Annotated in this window: 12 protein-coding genes, 1 tRNA gene and 1 pseudogene; 9 read left to right on the top strand and 5 right to left on the bottom strand. The window is 72.0% G+C overall.

All coding sequences use genetic code 11. The annotated features are described in order from the left end of the window. Nucleotides 1-1508, bottom strand: a 1508-nt coding sequence (locus tag ACTJJP_RS14635; RefSeq protein ID WP_440775707.1) for an RCC1 domain-containing protein, incomplete at its 3' end; no start/stop codon positions are given. A gap of 312 nt (nt 1509-1820) precedes the next feature. Here ACTJJP_RS14635 and ACTJJP_RS14630 point away from each other — a divergent pair. After that, nucleotides 1821-2609: a hypothetical protein gene (locus ACTJJP_RS14630; protein ID WP_440775706.1), complete on the top strand. Its 789-nt coding sequence runs from the start codon at nt 1821-1823 to the stop codon at nt 2607-2609. 101 nt (nt 2610-2710) lie between these two features. Here ACTJJP_RS14630 and ACTJJP_RS14625 read toward each other — a convergent pair whose 3' ends face one another. The 3 genes from ACTJJP_RS14625 to ACTJJP_RS14615 all read right to left on the bottom strand — a co-directional run bounded on the left by ACTJJP_RS14625 (nt 2711) and on the right by ACTJJP_RS14615 (nt 4936). Next, nucleotides 2711-3514, bottom strand: coding sequence for a DUF1206 domain-containing protein (locus tag ACTJJP_RS14625; protein WP_440775705.1), 804 nt, complete (start codon nt 3512-3514; stop codon nt 2711-2713). A 16-nt stretch (nt 3515-3530) separates the two neighbouring features. Then, complete coding sequence (locus ACTJJP_RS14620; RefSeq protein WP_440775704.1) at nt 3531-4211, bottom strand: phosphatase PAP2 family protein; 681 nt, start codon at nt 4209-4211, stop codon at nt 3531-3533. A 92-nt stretch (nt 4212-4303) separates the two neighbouring features. Next, complete coding sequence (locus ACTJJP_RS14615) at nt 4304-4936, bottom strand: TetR/AcrR family transcriptional regulator (protein WP_440775703.1); 633 nt, start codon at nt 4934-4936, stop codon at nt 4304-4306. A gap of 66 nt (nt 4937-5002) precedes the next feature. Here ACTJJP_RS14615 and ACTJJP_RS14610 point away from each other — a divergent pair. The 7 genes and pseudogenes from ACTJJP_RS14610 to ACTJJP_RS14580 all read left to right on the top strand — a co-directional run. Continuing rightward, a pseudogene (locus ACTJJP_RS14610) lies at nt 5003-6676 on the top strand (amidase); the annotation flags it as partial. Between the two features lie 365 nt (nt 6677-7041). Continuing rightward, nucleotides 7042-9915: an aminotransferase gene (locus ACTJJP_RS14605; protein WP_440775702.1), complete on the top strand. Its 2874-nt coding sequence runs from the start codon at nt 7042-7044 to the stop codon at nt 9913-9915. A gap of 58 nt (nt 9916-9973) precedes the next feature. Next, nucleotides 9974-11002, top strand: coding sequence for an agmatine deiminase family protein (locus tag ACTJJP_RS14600; RefSeq protein ID WP_440775701.1), 1029 nt, complete (start codon nt 9974-9976; stop codon nt 11000-11002). A gap of 237 nt (nt 11003-11239) precedes the next feature. Further along, nucleotides 11240-11935, top strand: a complete 696-nt coding sequence (locus ACTJJP_RS14595) for a DUF2520 domain-containing protein (RefSeq protein ID WP_440775700.1) — start codon at nt 11240-11242, stop codon at nt 11933-11935. Beyond that, the gene (gene panC / locus ACTJJP_RS14590) at nt 11932-12819 is read left to right on the top strand and encodes a pantoate--beta-alanine ligase (protein WP_440775699.1); all 888 of its coding nucleotides are present in this window, start codon (nt 11932-11934) and stop codon (nt 12817-12819) included. Before ACTJJP_RS14595 ends, panC begins: the two co-directional genes overlap by 4 nt. Further along, on the top strand, nt 12816-13670 hold the full coding sequence (gene panB / locus ACTJJP_RS14585; protein WP_440775698.1) for a 3-methyl-2-oxobutanoate hydroxymethyltransferase: 855 nt from the start codon (nt 12816-12818) through the stop codon (nt 13668-13670). The genes panC and panB overlap by 4 nt, the downstream gene beginning before the upstream one ends. Nucleotides 13671-13825: 155 nt before the next feature. Next, the gene (locus ACTJJP_RS14580; protein WP_440775697.1) at nt 13826-14443 is read left to right on the top strand and encodes a hypothetical protein; all 618 of its coding nucleotides are present in this window, start codon (nt 13826-13828) and stop codon (nt 14441-14443) included. A 94-nt stretch (nt 14444-14537) separates the two neighbouring features. Here ACTJJP_RS14580 and ACTJJP_RS14575 read toward each other — a convergent pair. Beyond that, nucleotides 14538-14627 (bottom strand) — tRNA-Ser (locus ACTJJP_RS14575). 261 nt (nt 14628-14888) lie between these two features. On the opposite strand from ACTJJP_RS14575, the gene ACTJJP_RS14570 reads away from it, so the two are divergent. Beyond that, the gene (locus ACTJJP_RS14570; RefSeq protein WP_440775696.1) at nt 14889-15842 is read left to right on the top strand and encodes an L-lactate dehydrogenase; all 954 of its coding nucleotides are present in this window, start codon (nt 14889-14891) and stop codon (nt 15840-15842) included. Nucleotides 15843-15949 lie beyond the last annotated feature (107 nt).

The following is a 15949-nucleotide window of genomic DNA, read 5'->3' as shown; positions in this document are numbered from 1 at the left end:
GTGATGAGGTAGAGGCCGTGGAATCCGTACTTGTTGTGCTGGGAGGCGCGCAGCTTGGTGACGGGTCGGACCGGGGTCACGTAGCCGGGGGTTGAGGTGGTGCCGATGTTCTTCAGGAACGTCTCACCCCACGCCGCGACGCGGTTGTCCGACAGCAACGCGAATCCCGAGGTGATCGATCCACTGATCTGCGTGGCCGTGGTGATGTTCTTCACCTGCACCGGCATGTTGCGATCCGTCGTGGTGCCGTCACCGAGCTGACCGGAGCCGTTCTCCCCCCACGCCCAGACCGTTCCGTCGGACTTCAACGCGTACCCGCTGCCGAAGCCGTAGTCCGACCCCGGGCCGCCCGAGATCTGGGTCACGCCCGTGAGACCGGGGATCTGCCCCGGCGTCGGCCGCGCGTTCGTGGTGCCGTCGCACAGCTGACCCTTGTCGTTGTTGCCCCACGCCCACACGGTCCCATCGCTCTTCAGCGCCAACCCACCGCCACCGAACCCGGATGCGAGCTGCACCACATCGGTCAGCCCGGCGATCGTCGCCGCCGTCCCCCGCGGGTTCCCATCGGCATCGCCGCGCTGAAACGACCAGCCGGCACCCCACGACTTCACCGTCCCATCCGACATCAGCGCGAACACCGTGCGCAGCGCCGTCGACGCCAACTGCGTGGCACCCGGCAGCGACTTCACCTTCTGCGGCGACGGCCACTGCGTCCCCCACTTCGACGAATCCTCCTGCCCCAACTGCGCGTTCACACCATCGCCCCACGCCCACACATCCCCGTTCGCCGTCAGCGCGTGCGACGCCCCCAACGTGGTGGTGATCGAGATCACATTCGACAGCCCCGGAACGATCCCCCACACGAACCGATCCGTCTTCGTCCCATCACCCAGAGACCCCTCACCGTTGGACCCCGTCGACCACACCGTCCCATCCGCCAGCAACGCCAGCGCATGCGTCCCCGCCGCACTGATCTCCACCACCGGCGACGAGAACTTCAACGACGTCTGCAACAACTCCGCCTGATCATTCCCCGCCGAACCGATACCCAACTGCCCGAAATAATTGCTCGAACCCACCAGCACATTCGCCCCCACCACCGTCGCCGAGCCGGACTCGGAGAGGTTGTTCGACAGGGCCGTCACCGTGGTGGTCGATCCCGGCTGGGCCCACGGACGGCCCAGATCGAGGGTTTTGGTGACCTTCCCGGAGCCGTCGCTCGTCCCCGTGGCGCTGCGCGTTCCGAGCGTCAGCGAGATCGCTTGACCCGCCGCAGGGACGCCCGCCTGCGTGGTGAGCACACCGGTGACGTCGGTGCCCCCGGAGGCGAGGGCGGTCGTCACGGGAAGAAGGCTGAGCCTGTAGCGCGTGTTCGAGGCCGCGAGGGCGGGGACTGACGTCATCATGACGATCGCGGGCGTCGCCCACAGCGCGCTGCCGACGATGGTGCGGCGGGACAGCCCGGCCGGCGTGGGGGACGGCTCGGGGGACGTTCGGGTCTCAGTCATCAATGGCTCCTTTTCTCGAGGGCACGCACGAACGCGCCCCGGTCATCCTTCGCGACCCGCCGAGCCGCGACCGCCCGGCTGCCGCATCCTGCGTCTTCCACGTCGGATCGTGTCCTCCGAGCGAGGCGAAGGGTGAAAACCGCTCCCCGCACCGCAGCGTGACCGGCCGGCGCGGACGGCGGGAAGCCGGACATGCAAGCATGCGCTGCGAGGAACGGAGGCCGACATGGACCAGGGACCCGCCGGGAAGACGACCGACGGCGCCGCGCCGACAAAGGACTCTGCTGCCCTGATCGGCTGCGTGATGGCACGGTGAGCGACAGCGCCTCGGCCCCGTCGGAGAGCGGGACCTCGATCGTGAGCGAAAGGGAGCTCGCGGGGGTGATCGTCCGCGCTGTGCGGCACGTCGCGACCACGGTGGTGGGCGGGGAGCGAGGGGACGACGTCACCGCGGGGTCGCTGTGGCTGGTGCAGCGCGGAAGCGGAACGGTCCGGGGTGCGCCCGACCTCGACGTCCGGGCGGGCGATGCCGTCGTCGTCCCCCCGACCGCCGTGACGGTCGCCGCCTCGACCCCGCTGGAGATGCTCCACGTCGTCCTCCGAGGAAAGGCCCGATGGTGGCCGTCGTACGTCTGCGTGTCCCGGCCCACCGCCTCCTCGGTCATCGCCTTCGCCCTGGCCTCGAGCGTGCTGACGGCGATGCCTCAACCCACCCGTCTCGAGCTGGGCCACCTCCGAAGCGCCCTCGAGATCGTCGTGCTGTCGACCGTCATGGCAGCGGCCGGGACGCCGCGTGTCGACCCGCTTGTCGGCCGAGCCGACGCCGTGATCGCCGAGAACGCCCACGATCCCGACTTCACCGTCGAGATGCTCGCGCACAAGCTGTCGGTGAGCAGGCGCCATCTGACGCGCATCCTCTCCGAGGCGGGTCGCTCACCTGCCCATCGCATCCGCGACGTCCGTATCTCCCGCGCGAGATCCGCCTGGGCGGCGCAGGGCGACGACCTGCTCCACGACGATCTCCTGGCCCGGTGGTTCGGCTTCCGTTCCGCGCGATCGCTGCGCGAGAACCTGTTCCGCGTCGACCGTCTCGAACGATGAACGGAGTCCTCCCGTCGACGCGCTGCGCAGGTGCGCGGGGAGGATGCGACGCACGCGTCCGGACGAGGAGCCGCCCCGAGCGACCGTGTCGGGGCGCCTCGTCACATGTGCGCGTAGCGCGCCCGGGCGAAGCAGAACAGGCCGTACACGACCAGACCGGCGCCCACGAGCCAGAGCACCACCTGACCGAACGGCAGACCCGCGAGCGAGCGCAGAGCCGCATCGATCCCGCCCGCTGCGTTCGGGTCGTGGGTGACCGCCGCGACGATGAAGAGGATGCCCGCCACCCCCACGGCGATGCCCTTGGCCACGTAACCGACCATGCCGAAGGCCCGGATGCCTCGCCCCGCCGTCCCGCCGGGGATCGACATGTGCTTCTCGAACGCGCGCGTCACACCGCGGACGACGAAGGCGACCCCGATCACGGCGACGCCGAGTCCCACGACGACGAGCAGTGCGACACCGCCGGGCATGGCGAGGATCCGAGCACTCAGGGTCTTCGACGACTCGGCGGACTCCGAGCTCCCGCCGGTCGCGAGGGTGAAGGCGGTCGCCGCGATCGCGATGTAGGCCACCGCCGTGCCCAGGAACTTCGCGCGGTGGGCCCAGCGCTTCTTGGCATCCGGGTCGCGCTCCACGATCGCCTCGGCGATCTGCCAGACGGCGAGGGCCGCGAGACCCACCACGATCGCCCACAGCAGCGCGGTGCCGAGCGGGGCGTCGCGCACCTGCTGGAGGGCTCCGCTCTGGTCGGCGCTGTCTCCGCCGGAGCCCGTGGCGATCGAGACGGCGATCACGCCGATGAGCAGGTGCAGCAGCCCCAGGACGACGTACCCGACCCGGGCGGCCCCCTCGAGAGCGCGGGAGTCCTGGGCTTTGCCGGCGGCGGCGGATGCGGAGCTCATCGGGGAACCCTAGCGGTCAGTCGTCGACCGCGACCAGGCGTTGCGCGCGGCGTACACGCCACACCTCGACCATCGCCCACACGAGCGTCGCCACGGCGACACCCTCGAGGAAGCCGGCGACGACGTCCGACAACCAGTGCGCGTGCAGGTAGGTGCGGCTCCACATCATCAGCACCACCCACACCGCTCCCACGATCCAGACCCATCGGCGTCGCAGGATGAGCGCGAGCGTCAGGGCGATGGTGGTCGCCACGGCGGTGTGCCCCGAGGGGAAGGAGGTCGCCACCGTCTCGGCGAGCGAGTCGGCCGGACGGCTGCGGGCGATGACCGCCGCGAGCGGCGCGCCGATCAGGACCACGAGGGCGATGGATGCCGCGACGTTCAGGGCATCCCATGGGCGGCGGACGAGGAGGAAGACGACTGTCGTGGCGATCCCGATGACGATCATGCCGATCGTTCCGCCCACGATCGCCGGGATCCACGCCACGATCACCCCGACGGGATTCGCCAGCGCCGCCATCGCGTCATCCCACGCCTGATCGATCGGGAGGGGCGCGGATCCCCCCAGTGCCACCGCGAAACGCAGTGCGACGAACAGCACCGTCGCGACCACGCCGACGACCAGGGCGATCGGGCGGCGCGGGTCGATGCGCGGCCGATCGGGGAGCAGGGCCGTGTCGTCTGTCGTGGCATCCATCCGCGAATCGTCCCAGGCGCGGGCGTCGCGGGCCAGCACTTGCCCTGAGCGCGCGGATCGGTCATCCGGCACCCGACGCCGGCCCGCGGGCGTCAGCGAGGTCGCGACGAGGCGACCAGCATGTCGAGCCCGAGTTCGAACGCGCGCGTCGCGACGGGGTCGAGGGGATCCTCGTCGACGAGGGTGTCGAACGCGGCGGTGAAGCGGGGGAAGTCCTCCTCCTGCCCCGTCGGGTCGAACACGACCGTGGGGCCCGACATGTCGAGCACGCTCCCGAGGATGAACGACTCGAAGGCGGTGAGCAGCGGGAGCACGTCGCGAGGAGTCCAGCCCGCGGCCTCGGCGGCGATGGCGAAGTCCTCGTACCCCGCCAGCAGGACGGGAGCCGACGCGCGCTCGGTCATCAGCAGCGGAATCGCCCGCGCGTGGTGGGCGAACGCCCGGCGGTACGACCGGGCCCATTCGCGCAGCGCCTCCTCCCAGGGCAGTTCGCGCAACGGGCGCGAGTCGATGGCGGCCGAGACGAGCGCCCGCACGTCCTCGACCATCGCGGCGCGGTTCGGGACGTGATTGTAGAGCGACGCCGGATTGACGCCGAGGCGCGCGGCGACACGGCGGACGCTGGCGCCCTCGGGGCCGTGCCGATCGACGAGCGCGAGGGCCGTGGTCGCGATGAGCTCGCGGCTCAGCAGCGGCTTCGACGGTCTGGCGATGACGGCCTCCAAGGATCGGGACGGGGTGCCCCAACATACTCCTCGCGCTCATAAAACAAACGGTGTATGTTTACCGCCATGACCGCCGAGGCCTTCACCGTCGTCGAAGCCGACATCGACCAGCTGCGCGCCGCCCTGGACGCCGGCGAGGTCACGAGCGTAGAACTCGTGGCCCGCTACCTGAACCGCATCGGGGCGTACGACCGCTCCGGCATCCGACTCAACGCCGTGCCCGTGCTGGACCCGCGCGCGTTCGACGAAGCGCGCGCCGCCGACCTGCGTCGCGCCCGGGGTGCGGCCCGCGGCCCGCTCGACGGCATCCCCTTCACCGCGAAGGACAGCTACCGGGTCGAGGGGCTGCCCGTGGCATCCGGTTCCCCCGCGTTCCGCGATCTCGTCGCCCAGAGCGACGCCTTCGCAGTGGAACGGCTGCGCGCGGCCGGGGCGGTGTTCCTCGGGCTGACGAACATGCCGCCCATGGCGGCCGGCGGCATGCAGCGCGGTGTCTACGGTCGCGCCGAGTCGCCCTACAACGGCGACTATCTGGCATCCGCCTTCGGATCGGGCTCGTCCAACGGATCGGGCACCGCCACCGCGGCGAGCTTCTGCGCGTTCGGGCTCGGGGAGGAGACGTGGTCGTCGGGTCGCGCTCCCGCCTCGCACAACGCCCTCGTCGCGTACACGCCCTCGCGCGGGGTCATCTCGGTGCGCGGCAACTGGCCGCTCGTGCCGACCATGGACGTCGTCGTTCCGCACACCCGCTCGATGGGCGACCTTCGACATGTGCTGGATGCCGTCGTGGCCGACGACCCCGACACCGGCGGCGACCTGTGGCGGACGCAGCCGTGGATCACGCTGCCGCGCCCCTCCGAGGTGCGGCCGGCGTCGTTCGCCGATCTGGCGCCGCTCCCGCTCGCGGGCCTGCGCCTCGCGGTCCCCCGCGTCTACCTGAACGACGACCCCGACAACGCCTCCCCCATCGTCACGCGCGAAAGCGTGATGCGGCTGTGGGCGGACCTCCGCGCCGACCTCGAGGCCGCCGGAGCGGAGGTCGTCGAGACCGACTTCCCCGTCGTCGACCGCTACGAGAAGCTCCACCCCGGCGATGAGGACTTCCTCGACCGCGGCTTCGTCAGCCGGGAGTTCCTCGACGACGAGGTCGGCGACCTGGCGGTGTGGGCGATGGACACCTTCCTCCGCCAGAACGGCGACCCGGAGCTGGACCGCCTGGCCGACGTCGACGGCGCGCGCATCTTCCCGCACCCCCCGGGCGCCCTCCCCGACCGCTACGGCATCTGGCACTACGACATCTCGTACGACATCGGCGAGTACGTCAGCCGCGCCCAGGGGTGGGAGCCGGACTGGCGCGACGTCGCGAGCCTCGAAGAGGGGCTCCGCGGCCTGGAGCACACCCGCCGCGTCGACTTCGAGGAGTGGATGGACGCCGAGGGCATCGACGCCGTGGTCTTCCCCACGCAGTCCGACGTCGGTCCCGCCGACGCCGACGTGAACCCCGCCTCGGCCGACATCGCCTGGCGCAACGGAGTGTGGGTCTCCAACGGCAACCTCGTCCCCCGCCACCTCGGCATCCCGACCGTCACCGTGCCGATGGGCACGATGCCCGACACGGGGATGCCGGTGGGCCTGACCATCGCCGGGCCCGCGTACAGCGACACCCGGCTGGTGCAGCTGGGAGCTGCGATCGTCGGCCTCGGCGAGCGCCGCACCGCCCCTCGTCGGACGCCCGCGCTCCCCGACGAGGCACTCTTCGCCGCGCCCCGACCGGCTGCGGAGGGCGAGCTCGCGGTCGTCGTCGACGAGGTGAGCCGTCAGGGCGATCTCGTGCGGTTCCGCGCGACGATCACCGGCGGCGCGGCCGTCGAGCACGCGGTGTTCGTCGACGGCGCGCGCGTCGACGCCGAGGTCTCGGGCGACCGCCTCGAAGGTGTGGCCCGCGTGGCACCCGACGCGTACGGTGAGGCCGTGAGCGAGTGGGTCGCCCCGTACGGTCCGCTCGTGGTCGTCGCCGTGCGCGACGCCGAGGGAGCCGTCGCCGGCGCCGTCGGCACGGCATCCGACTCTCCCCTGTGACCCCCGAATCACCCGAGGAACGACCCGTGAGCGAAACAGCACCGATCCCGGTCTTCGACTACTTCAGCCAGGTCGATCTGCCCACCCCCACGTTGTCCGATGCGGAGGTCACGCGGCTGTTCGCCGAGACCTTCGGCGTCGAGATCGACGTGCGGGCGCTCGGCAGCCAGCAGGATCAGAACTTCCGCGTGTTCCGACGCGGATCGACCGAGCCCCTGGGCGTGCTCAAGCTCAGCAACCCGGTGTTCAGCGAGGCCGAGATCGACATGCAGGATGCCGCGGCGGCCACCGTGGCCGCCCGCAGCCCCCACGTACGTATCCCGAAGCTCGTCGAGGGCCCGCGCGGGGCGATGTCGGCGTGGTGGGACTCGTCCGAGGGGCGCATCCACGCCCGCGTGATCGAGAACATCGCGGGAATCACCCTCAACGGCTCCGGCTACCTCTCCCCCGCCGTCGTCGAGGGGATGGGCGCGCTCTCAGGCGCGGTGAGCCGCTCGCTCGCCGACTTCACCCACCCGGCCGGCGGCCGCGTGCTGCAGTGGGACCTGCGCCACGCGGGTCGCGTCATCGACACCCTCCTGCCCACCGAACCGGATGCCGAGGTGCGCGCGATCGTGCAGAGCGCCGCCGACGCCGCCCGCGCGGCCCTGGCGCCGGTGCAGGACACCCTGCCGATCCAGGCCGGGCACTTCGACGTCACCGACGACAACGTGCTGCGCGCCGACGGAGCGGCCGTGCCCGACGCCGTCATCGACTTCGGCGACGTGTGCTCCTCCTGGCGCGTCGGCGAGATCGCCACGACCGTGTCGTCGGTGCTGCACCACGATGGCGCCTCGCCCGAGACGGCCCTGCCCGCCATCCGCGCGTTCGATGAGCTGCGCGACCTCACCGATGACGAGATCACGGCGCTCTGGCCGCTCGTCATCCTCCGCGGAGCCGTGCTCGTGCTGAGCGGTCGCGCCCAGGTGCGCCTCGACGACGAGAACGCCTACGCCACCGACGGACTCGAGCGAGAGTTCCGCATCCTCGTGCAGGCGGCATCCGTGCCGATCCCGGTGATCACGGCCGCGACACGATCCGCCCTCGGTCGGCCGCCGGCGAGCGAGCCGGCGTGGGGCGCCGCGCCGCTGCTGCCGGCGGGTCGCCATGTCGAGCTCGACGCGACGACCGAGTCCGCACTCAACGACGCCGGCGCCTGGCTCGATGCCGGCACGCTCGACGCGTCCGCCCTCGCGGCGCTCGACGCCGGAGCGGCGATGGTCACGATCCCGGCCTGGCGCGCCCAGCTCACCGGCACGACCGACCCCCTGCCCTCCACCGCCGACTCGGTGCCGACCGGCGTGACGGTCTGGCTCGCCGAGCCGACTCCCCTCCCCCCCGGCGCTACACGCCGCGACGGTGACGCCCTGGTCTGGACCTCGGGTCGGGAATCCGTGACGATCACCGGCGTCTCCGATCCGGCATCCTCCGTCCTGCCCGCCCGCACGCGCGTGGTGCTTCGTCGCGGGCTCGACGGGACGTTCCCGCCCGAGCGCGTCACGCCCGCCCTCGCCGCGGCCTGGCGTGAGACGGCCGGAGACCCCGGCGCCGCGATCGGCGCGCCCGCCCCCGCCCCACTCGTCGACGACGTGCTCGCGCGCCGCCACCGTGTGCTGGCCGAGGTGCAGGAGCACTACTACGCCGCTCCCCCGCGCATCGAGCGGGGGTGGCGCGAATACCTGATCGATGTGAACGGCCGGGTCTACCTCGACATGGTGAACAACGTCGCCTCGGTCGGTCACGCGCACCCGCACGTGGTCGCCGCCGGCTCCCGGCAGATGCACCTGCTGAACACGAACTCGCGGTTCCACTACCGCGCGATCACCGACTACGCCGACCGGATCGCGGCGACCCTGCCCGAGGGGTTCGACACGGTCTTCTTCGTCAACTCCGGCTCCGAAGCGACCGACCTCGCGATCCGCCTCGCGATGGCCGCGACCGGCCGCCCCGACATCGTCGCGATGCGCGAGGCGTACCACGGGTGGACCTACGCCAGCGATGCGGTCTCGACCTCGATCGCCGACAACCCCTTCGCCCTCGAGACCCGTCCCGAGTGGGTGCACACCGTCGACGCCGCCAACTCGTACCGCGGGGTGCACCGGGGAGCGGATGCCGCGAGGTACGCGCCCGAAGCCGTCGCGGTGATCGATGCGCTGGCGGCATCCGGTCGCCCACCCGCGGGCATGATCGCCGAGACGTTCTTCGGCAACGCCGGCGGAGTGGCCCTGCCGGACGGGTACCTGCGCGAGGTGTATGCCGCGATCCGCCGGCACGGCGGGCTCGCGATCGCCGATGAGGTGCAGGTCGGCTACGGGCGCCTCGGCGACTGGTTCTGGGGCTTCCAGCAGCAGGACGCCGTGCCCGACATCGTCGCGGTGGCGAAGTCCATCGGCGGCGGGCACCCGCTCGGCACCGTCATCACGCGCCGCGAGATCGCCGACCGCTACCGCACCCAGGGGTACTTCTTCTCCTCCACCGGGGGCTCGCCGGTGTCGGCCGCGATCGGCATGGCCGTGCTCGACGTCATCGAGCAGGAGGGGCTCCAGGAGAACGCCCGCGTCGTCGGCGGGCACCTGAAGCGCCGCCTCGAGGAGCTCGGCCGTCGGCATCCCCTCATCGGCACCGTGCACGGGTCGGGGCTGTACCTCGGGGTCGAGTTCGTCCGCGACCGCGAGAGTCTCGAACCCGCCACGGCCGAGACCGCGGCGATCTGCGACCGCCTGCTCGAGCTCGGCGTCATCATGCAGCCCACCGGCGACTTCCAGAACGTGCTCAAGATCAAGCCGCCGCTGGTCGTCACGCGGGCCTCCGTCGACGTGTTCGTCGACGCGCTGGATCGCGTGCTGAGCACCGGCTTCTGACCACGCCCCGGCATCCCCCGCCGCCGACCCCGAACCCATCAGACCCGAGGAGCCCGCCATGTGGCGCATGCCCATCGAATCCGCCCCGCACGAGCGCACGTGGATGGCGTTCCCGCGCGAGGGCGTCACCCTCGGCGAGGGCGCCGAGACCCGCGACGAGGGATACCGGGCGTGGACCGAGGTCGCGCACGCCGTCGCGCAGTTCGAGCCGGTGACGATAGTCGTCGATCCGACCGAGATCGCGCGCGCCCGACGCATGCTGTCGGCCGACATCGAGATCGTCGAGGCGCCCCTCGACGAGTTCTGGATGCGCGACGTGGGCCCGACCTTCGTCGTCGACGCCGACCGCCCGGGCGTGCTCGGAGCCGTGGACTGGATCTTCAACGGCTGGGGCGCCCCCGACTGGGCCGAATGGCAGAAGTCGGCGCTGCTCGCGCGCGTGGTCGCCGAGCACGTCGGCGCCGAACGCATCGACTCGCTGCTCGTGGCCGAGGGCGGCGGCCTGCACGTCGACGGTCGGGGCACCGTGCTGCTCACCGACACCGTTCAGCTCGACCCGCGGCGCAACCCCTTCGCCGACCGCGCGCGGGTGGAGGCCGAGTTGGCCCGCACGATCGGGGCGACCGACGCGATCTGGCTCTCGCGCGGACTCACCCGCGACTACGACGACCTCGGCACCAACGGCCACGTCGACATCGTCGCGACCTTCGCCTCGCCCGACCACGTGCTCGTGCACGAGCAGACGGATGCCGCTCACCCCGACGCCGAGGTGTCGCAGCTCGTGCGTCGCGAGCTGACCGACGCGTTCGCCGCCCTCGGTCGGTCGGTGACGATCACCGGCATCCCCGCCCCCTCGACCCTGCGCGACGACCACGGCTGGGTCGACTGGAGCTACATCAACCACCTCGTCACCAACGACGGCGTGGTGCTCTGCGGCTTCGGCGACCCCGCCTCCGACGCGCGCGCCGCCGAGATCATCGCCGACGCCTACCCGGGACGGCGGGTCGTGACGGTCGACGCGCGCCCCATCTTCGACCGGGGCGGCGGCATCCACTGCATCACGCAGCAGCAGCCGGCAGTGGGCTGACGCGGAGGACCGTCCGGCGCGCGAACCGGTCGAGTGCGCCGACCTGCCCGAGAACGGCGACGGCGGCCCGTCGCGACCCTCGTCACGCCCGACCACCTCTCCCCCGCGGGCGGGAGCGAGTACGGTGGGAGGCGGCGAAGCCGCCCCAGGGGCCGGCGCCACACGCTTATGACACCGCCTCCCCTCCCCTCCGCCCCGGCACTCCCGGGCCCCGTTCTCGTCGTCGGCGACGGCCGCATGGGACGCGCACTCGTGGCCGCGCTGCACGCCGCCCAGGTGTCTGTCGTCGGCCCTGCCGGTCGGGGCGAATCGGGCGCGGACGCCGCGATCGTGCTGCTCGCGGTCCCGGATGCCGCCATCGCCACCGCCGCGCGCGGCATCGCACCCGGCCGCACCGTGGGGCACCTCTCAGGGGCGCTCGACCTGTCGGTCCTCCACCCGCACGACGCCTTCAGCATCCACCCCCTCATGACGGTCACCACGGCCGGGGCCTCTTTCGCCGGAGTGACGGCCGCCCTCGCCGCGGCGTCGCCCGCGAGTTCCGCCATCGCCTCTGCCCTCGCGGAGTCCCTCGGGATGACGGGCGTGGAGGTGCGCGACCGCGACCGCGCGGCGTACCACGCGGCCGCCTCGGTCGCCGCGAACTTCCTCGTGACGCTCGAGGGGATGGCCGAGGAGCTCGCCGCGACCGCCGGGATCGGCAGACAGGCCCTCGTCCCCCTCGTGCGCGCCGCCGTCGACAACTGGGCGGAACACGGAGCGGTCGCAGCCCTCACCGGTCCGGTCTCGCGCGGCGACGACGCCACCGTGGCGCGGCAGCGACGAGCCGTCGTCGAGCGTCTCCCCGACCGTGCGGCGCTGTTCGACGCGCTCGTCGACGCGACGCGCGACCTCGCCACCGCACAACGACCCGGAATCAAGTCCCTCCCGTGACCATTCGCATCGTGCGCACCGTCGCCGAACTGCGCGCCGTACTCGAACCTCACCGCTCCGCAGGAATCGGGTTCGTGCCGACCATGGGCGCCCTCCACGAGGGGCACCTCTCGCTGCTGCGCGCCGCGGCTGTCGAAAACCCCACCGTGGTGCTGTCGATCTTCGTGAACCCGACGCAATTCGGCGAGGCCGCCGACCTCGACGCCTACCCGCGCACCGAGGAAGCCGACGTCGAGCTCGCCGCGAGCGCGGGCGCCCACATCGTCTTCGCGCCGTCGGCCGCCGAGATGTACCCGGCGGGCTTCGCCACGACCGTCTCCGTCGGCGGCACCCTCACCGGGACGCTCGAGGGCGCCGTCCGGGGCCGTTCCCACTTCGACGGCGTCGCCACGGTCGTCGCCGCGCTGTTGCTCGCCGTCCACCCCGATCGCGCGTACTTCGGCGCGAAGGACGCCCAGCAGGTCGTCGTCGTCCGACGCATGGTCACCGACCTCCGCATCCCCGTCGACATCGTGACCCGACCGACCTCGCGCGAGGCCGACGGCCTCGCCCGCTCCAGCCGCAACGCGAGGTTGTCGACCTCGGAGCGACAGCTCGCAGCGGTCGTCCCGCGGTCGCTCCGGGCGGCTCAGGATGCCTTCATCTCCGGCATCCGGAACGCCCACCGCCTCACCGCCCTCGTGCGCGAGGGACTCGCCGACGCCGGGCTGGATGACGAGTACGTCGAGATCGTCGATGCCGACACCCTCGACCCGCTCACCGACGTCACGCGCCCCGCCCTGCTCGCGCTCGCCGTCCGGGTGGGCACGGTGCGACTCATCGACAACGTGGTGCTCGACCCCGGGAACGACGACCGCATCGCCATCGAGAGGAGCCGCGCGTGACCCGCCGGAAGGTGACGCTCCGCCGGCTCCGCGAGCTCGCCGAGGCGGGTACGCCGCTGGTCATGGTCACCGCCTACGACTACGCCTCGGGCCGGGTGGCCGAACGAGCGGGGGTCGACCTGGTGTTGGTGGGCGACTCCGGCGCACAGGTCGTGCTGGGGCACCCCGACACCACCTCGGTGACGCTGGACGAGATGCTGACGCTGTCGAAAGCCGTTCGCCGGGCGCTGCAGACGCCCCTGCTGGTGTGCGACCTGCCGTTCGGGTCGACGGAGGTGAGCGACCAGCAGGCGGTCGCGACGTCGATCCGTTTCGTCCACGAAGCCGGCGCCGAGGCGGTCAAGATCGAGGGTGCGAACCCGGCACGCCTGTCCCGCCTCCGGGCGATCGTCGAAGCCGGGATCCCGGTCGTCGGGCACGTCGGCCTCACCCCGCAGACCGCGACCGCGCTCGGCGGCCTCCGCGCCCAGGGACGCACCTCCGACGAGGCGGTCCGGGTCGCGCGCGACGCGCTCGCCGTGCAGGAGGCGGGAGCCTTCCTACTCGTCATCGAGGCCGTGCCCGCCGACGTCGTCGACGAGATCCGCCGGGCCCTGCGCATCCCCGTGATCGGGATCGGCGCGGGAGCCGCGGACGGGCAAGTGCTCGTTCAGCACGACCTGCTCGGCATCACGGAGGGCCGCGCACCCGTCTTCGTGAAGCGCTACGCCGCCCTCGGCGACGCGATGGTCGCGGGCGTCGAGGCGTACGCCCAAGAGGTGCGCGAGGGCGTCTTCCCCGCGAGCGAACACACGTACCCGGCCGCCGCCGACGCCGCAGCCGCCGTACGGGAGTTCATCGACGGGCTCTGATTCTCGCCCGTCCGCCCGCGCGTTCGACGACGGTCGATACGGCGTCGCCGTGGTCGACAGGCGACGGCACGCCGACCGCGGTCCCGCGCGCCCCGGAAGAACGCCGCGGGTGGGCGGGCATCGACTGCATCGGCGCACTGAGCGAAGATGCTGTCATGCCGTCCGCCTCACGTGCCTCGATCCTCGTCGGCCTCGCAGCGGTCGTCGCCCTCACCTCGACCGCCTGCGGGGGAACGCCGACGCCGGCCGACAGCGCCTCGATCGCCGAGAAGGCCGCTCTGCTCGACGTCGACCCGGCACTCGTCTTCACCACCCAGGTCGACGGATACGACCTCGCGCCGCAGTCGGTCGGACCGGCGAACGACGACGGCCTGTCGGCGACGTGGGTCGACGAGCAGACCGCGGCCATGATCACCATCCGCACCTCGCCCGGACAACCCGACGCCGCCGGCTGCGCGGCGATGCCACTGTGGGACCTGCCCGACGCCGCCGTCACCTGCACGGAGGAGTCCGGGCTGTGGCACCGCGAGGGCGGTGGCGCGCACGAGTTCCTCACCGCCCGCGACGGCGCCACGATCTGGGTGATCGGCGCGAACGGAACTCCGCTCGACGACCTGCGCCGCGCCGCCGAGGCGGTGCGCGTTCCCTCGGATGCCGAGGTGGAGGCGTTGTTCGCCGACGCGCCGACCGAGCCGCCCGCGCCCGTCGAACGCGGCGACCTCCCCGAGAACGGCGACGGCGCCCCGATACAGCCGTCGGGGCCGGGCGGCTGAGTCGCGCATCGCTGCGCGTCACCGCCCGCGCGGACACGCGCCGACACCGTGCATGACGAAGGCCCCGCATCCGTGAGGATCGGGGCCTTCGTGGTGGCGGTGACGGTGGGATTTGAACCCACGGTAGGGGTGAACCTACACAACATTTCGAGTGTTGCACCTTCGGCCGCTCGGACACGTCACCGCCGAAGAGCTTACGACAGATCAGCGGATGCCGCGAATCGGAGCCCGCGAGCGGTGCCCCCGGCCCGTGCGCGCGTGCCGAACTCCGGAGATCCGGTCCCGCGACAGCGCTGGATCGAGCCCTCGCCGCGGCTGGTGGCGTGATCTCCGGAGTTGCGCTCGGGCCCGCACCCGGGCCTGCCCATCCGGCCCGCGGCATCCATTCGTCCACCGTCGAACGACCACGGTGGAGGACGCCCGCGGGCGCTGCCAGGATCGAGCCATGAGCGTGATCGAGAACTCCAAACTGACGGTCGTGGGCGCGGGCAGCGTGGGGGCGAGCGTCGCATACGCGGCCCTGATCCGCGGCTCGGCGCGGCACATCGCGCTCTACGACATCGCGACCGAGAAGGTCGAGGCGGAGGTGCTCGACCTCGCGCACGGCACGCAGTTCACCGGTTCCAGCGACATCACCGGGGGCAGTGACGTGTCGGTCGCCGAGGGCTCCCACGTCGTGGTGATCACCGCGGGAGCGAAGCAGAACCCCGGGCAGACCCGCACCGAGCTCGCCGCGACCAACGCGCGCATCATCCGCGACATGATGCCGAACCTGCTCGAGGTGGCACCCAACGCGGTCTACGTGATCGTGACCAACCCCTGCGACGTGTTGACGGTGCTCGCGCAGGAGGCGACGGGCCTGCCCACCCGCCGGATCTTCGCCTCTGGCACGGTGCTCGACACGTCGCGGCTGCGGTGGAAGATCGCGCAGCGGGCGGGCGTCGCCACCTCGAGCGTGCACGCCTGGATCGTGGGCGAGCACGGCGACACCGAGTTCCCGCTCTGGTCTACGGCCACGATCGGATCGGTGCCGATCACGCAGTTCGAGCTCCCGGACGGCAGCCGTTTCGAGAAGGACGAATTGGATGCCATCGCCGTCGACGTCCGCGACGCCGCGTACAAGGTGATCAAGGGCAAGGGCGCGACGAACTACGCGATCGGTCTGTCGAGCGCGCGCATCGTCGAGGCGATCCTGCGCGACGAGCACGCCATCCTCCCCGTCAGCACCGTGCTGCAGGACTTCCACGGAGTGGACGGCATGGCTCTGTCGGTGCCGTCGATCGTCAGCGCGACCGGGGCGGTGCCCGTCGCCGGCACGCCGTTCTCCGATGACGAGGTGGCGCTGCTGCGCCGCTCCGCCGACGCCCTCACCGAGGTCGCCGACTCGCTGCGCAGCTGAGACCGTCCCCTCTCCGGGACGGTCCCGACCGGGGATCGCGCGAGAATCGCGGTCGGCTCCGCGCGAGAATCGCGGTCGGCTCCGCGCGAGAATCGCGGTCGGCTCCG

It is taken from the genome of Microbacterium sp. 22296, from assembly GCF_052045385.1.
GTDB lineage: Bacteria > Actinomycetota > Actinomycetes > Actinomycetales > Microbacteriaceae > Microbacterium.
The sequence above is the reverse complement of the archived record's forward strand: the minus strand, read 5'-3'. Positions and strand labels throughout refer to the sequence as shown.

Bases quoted from the DNA above. Each gene is read 5' to 3' on its own strand.
- ACTJJP_RS14625 (WP_440775705.1), bottom strand. From the start codon at position 3,514: ATGAGCTCCGCATCCGCCGCCGCCGGCAAAGCCCAGGACTCCCGCGCT.
- ACTJJP_RS14620 (WP_440775704.1), bottom strand. From the start codon at position 4,211: ATGGATGCCACGACAGACGACACGGCCCTGCTCCCCGATCGGCCGCGC.
- ACTJJP_RS14600 (WP_440775701.1), top strand. From the start codon at position 9,974: ATGTGGCGCATGCCCATCGAATCCGCCCCGCACGAGCGCACGTGGATG.
- ACTJJP_RS14595 (WP_440775700.1), top strand. From the start codon at position 11,240: ATGGGACGCGCACTCGTGGCCGCGCTGCACGCCGCCCAGGTGTCTGTC.
- ACTJJP_RS14580 (WP_440775697.1), top strand. From the start codon at position 13,826: ATGCCGTCCGCCTCACGTGCCTCGATCCTCGTCGGCCTCGCAGCGGTC.
- ACTJJP_RS14570 (WP_440775696.1), top strand. From the start codon at position 14,889: ATGAGCGTGATCGAGAACTCCAAACTGACGGTCGTGGGCGCGGGCAGC.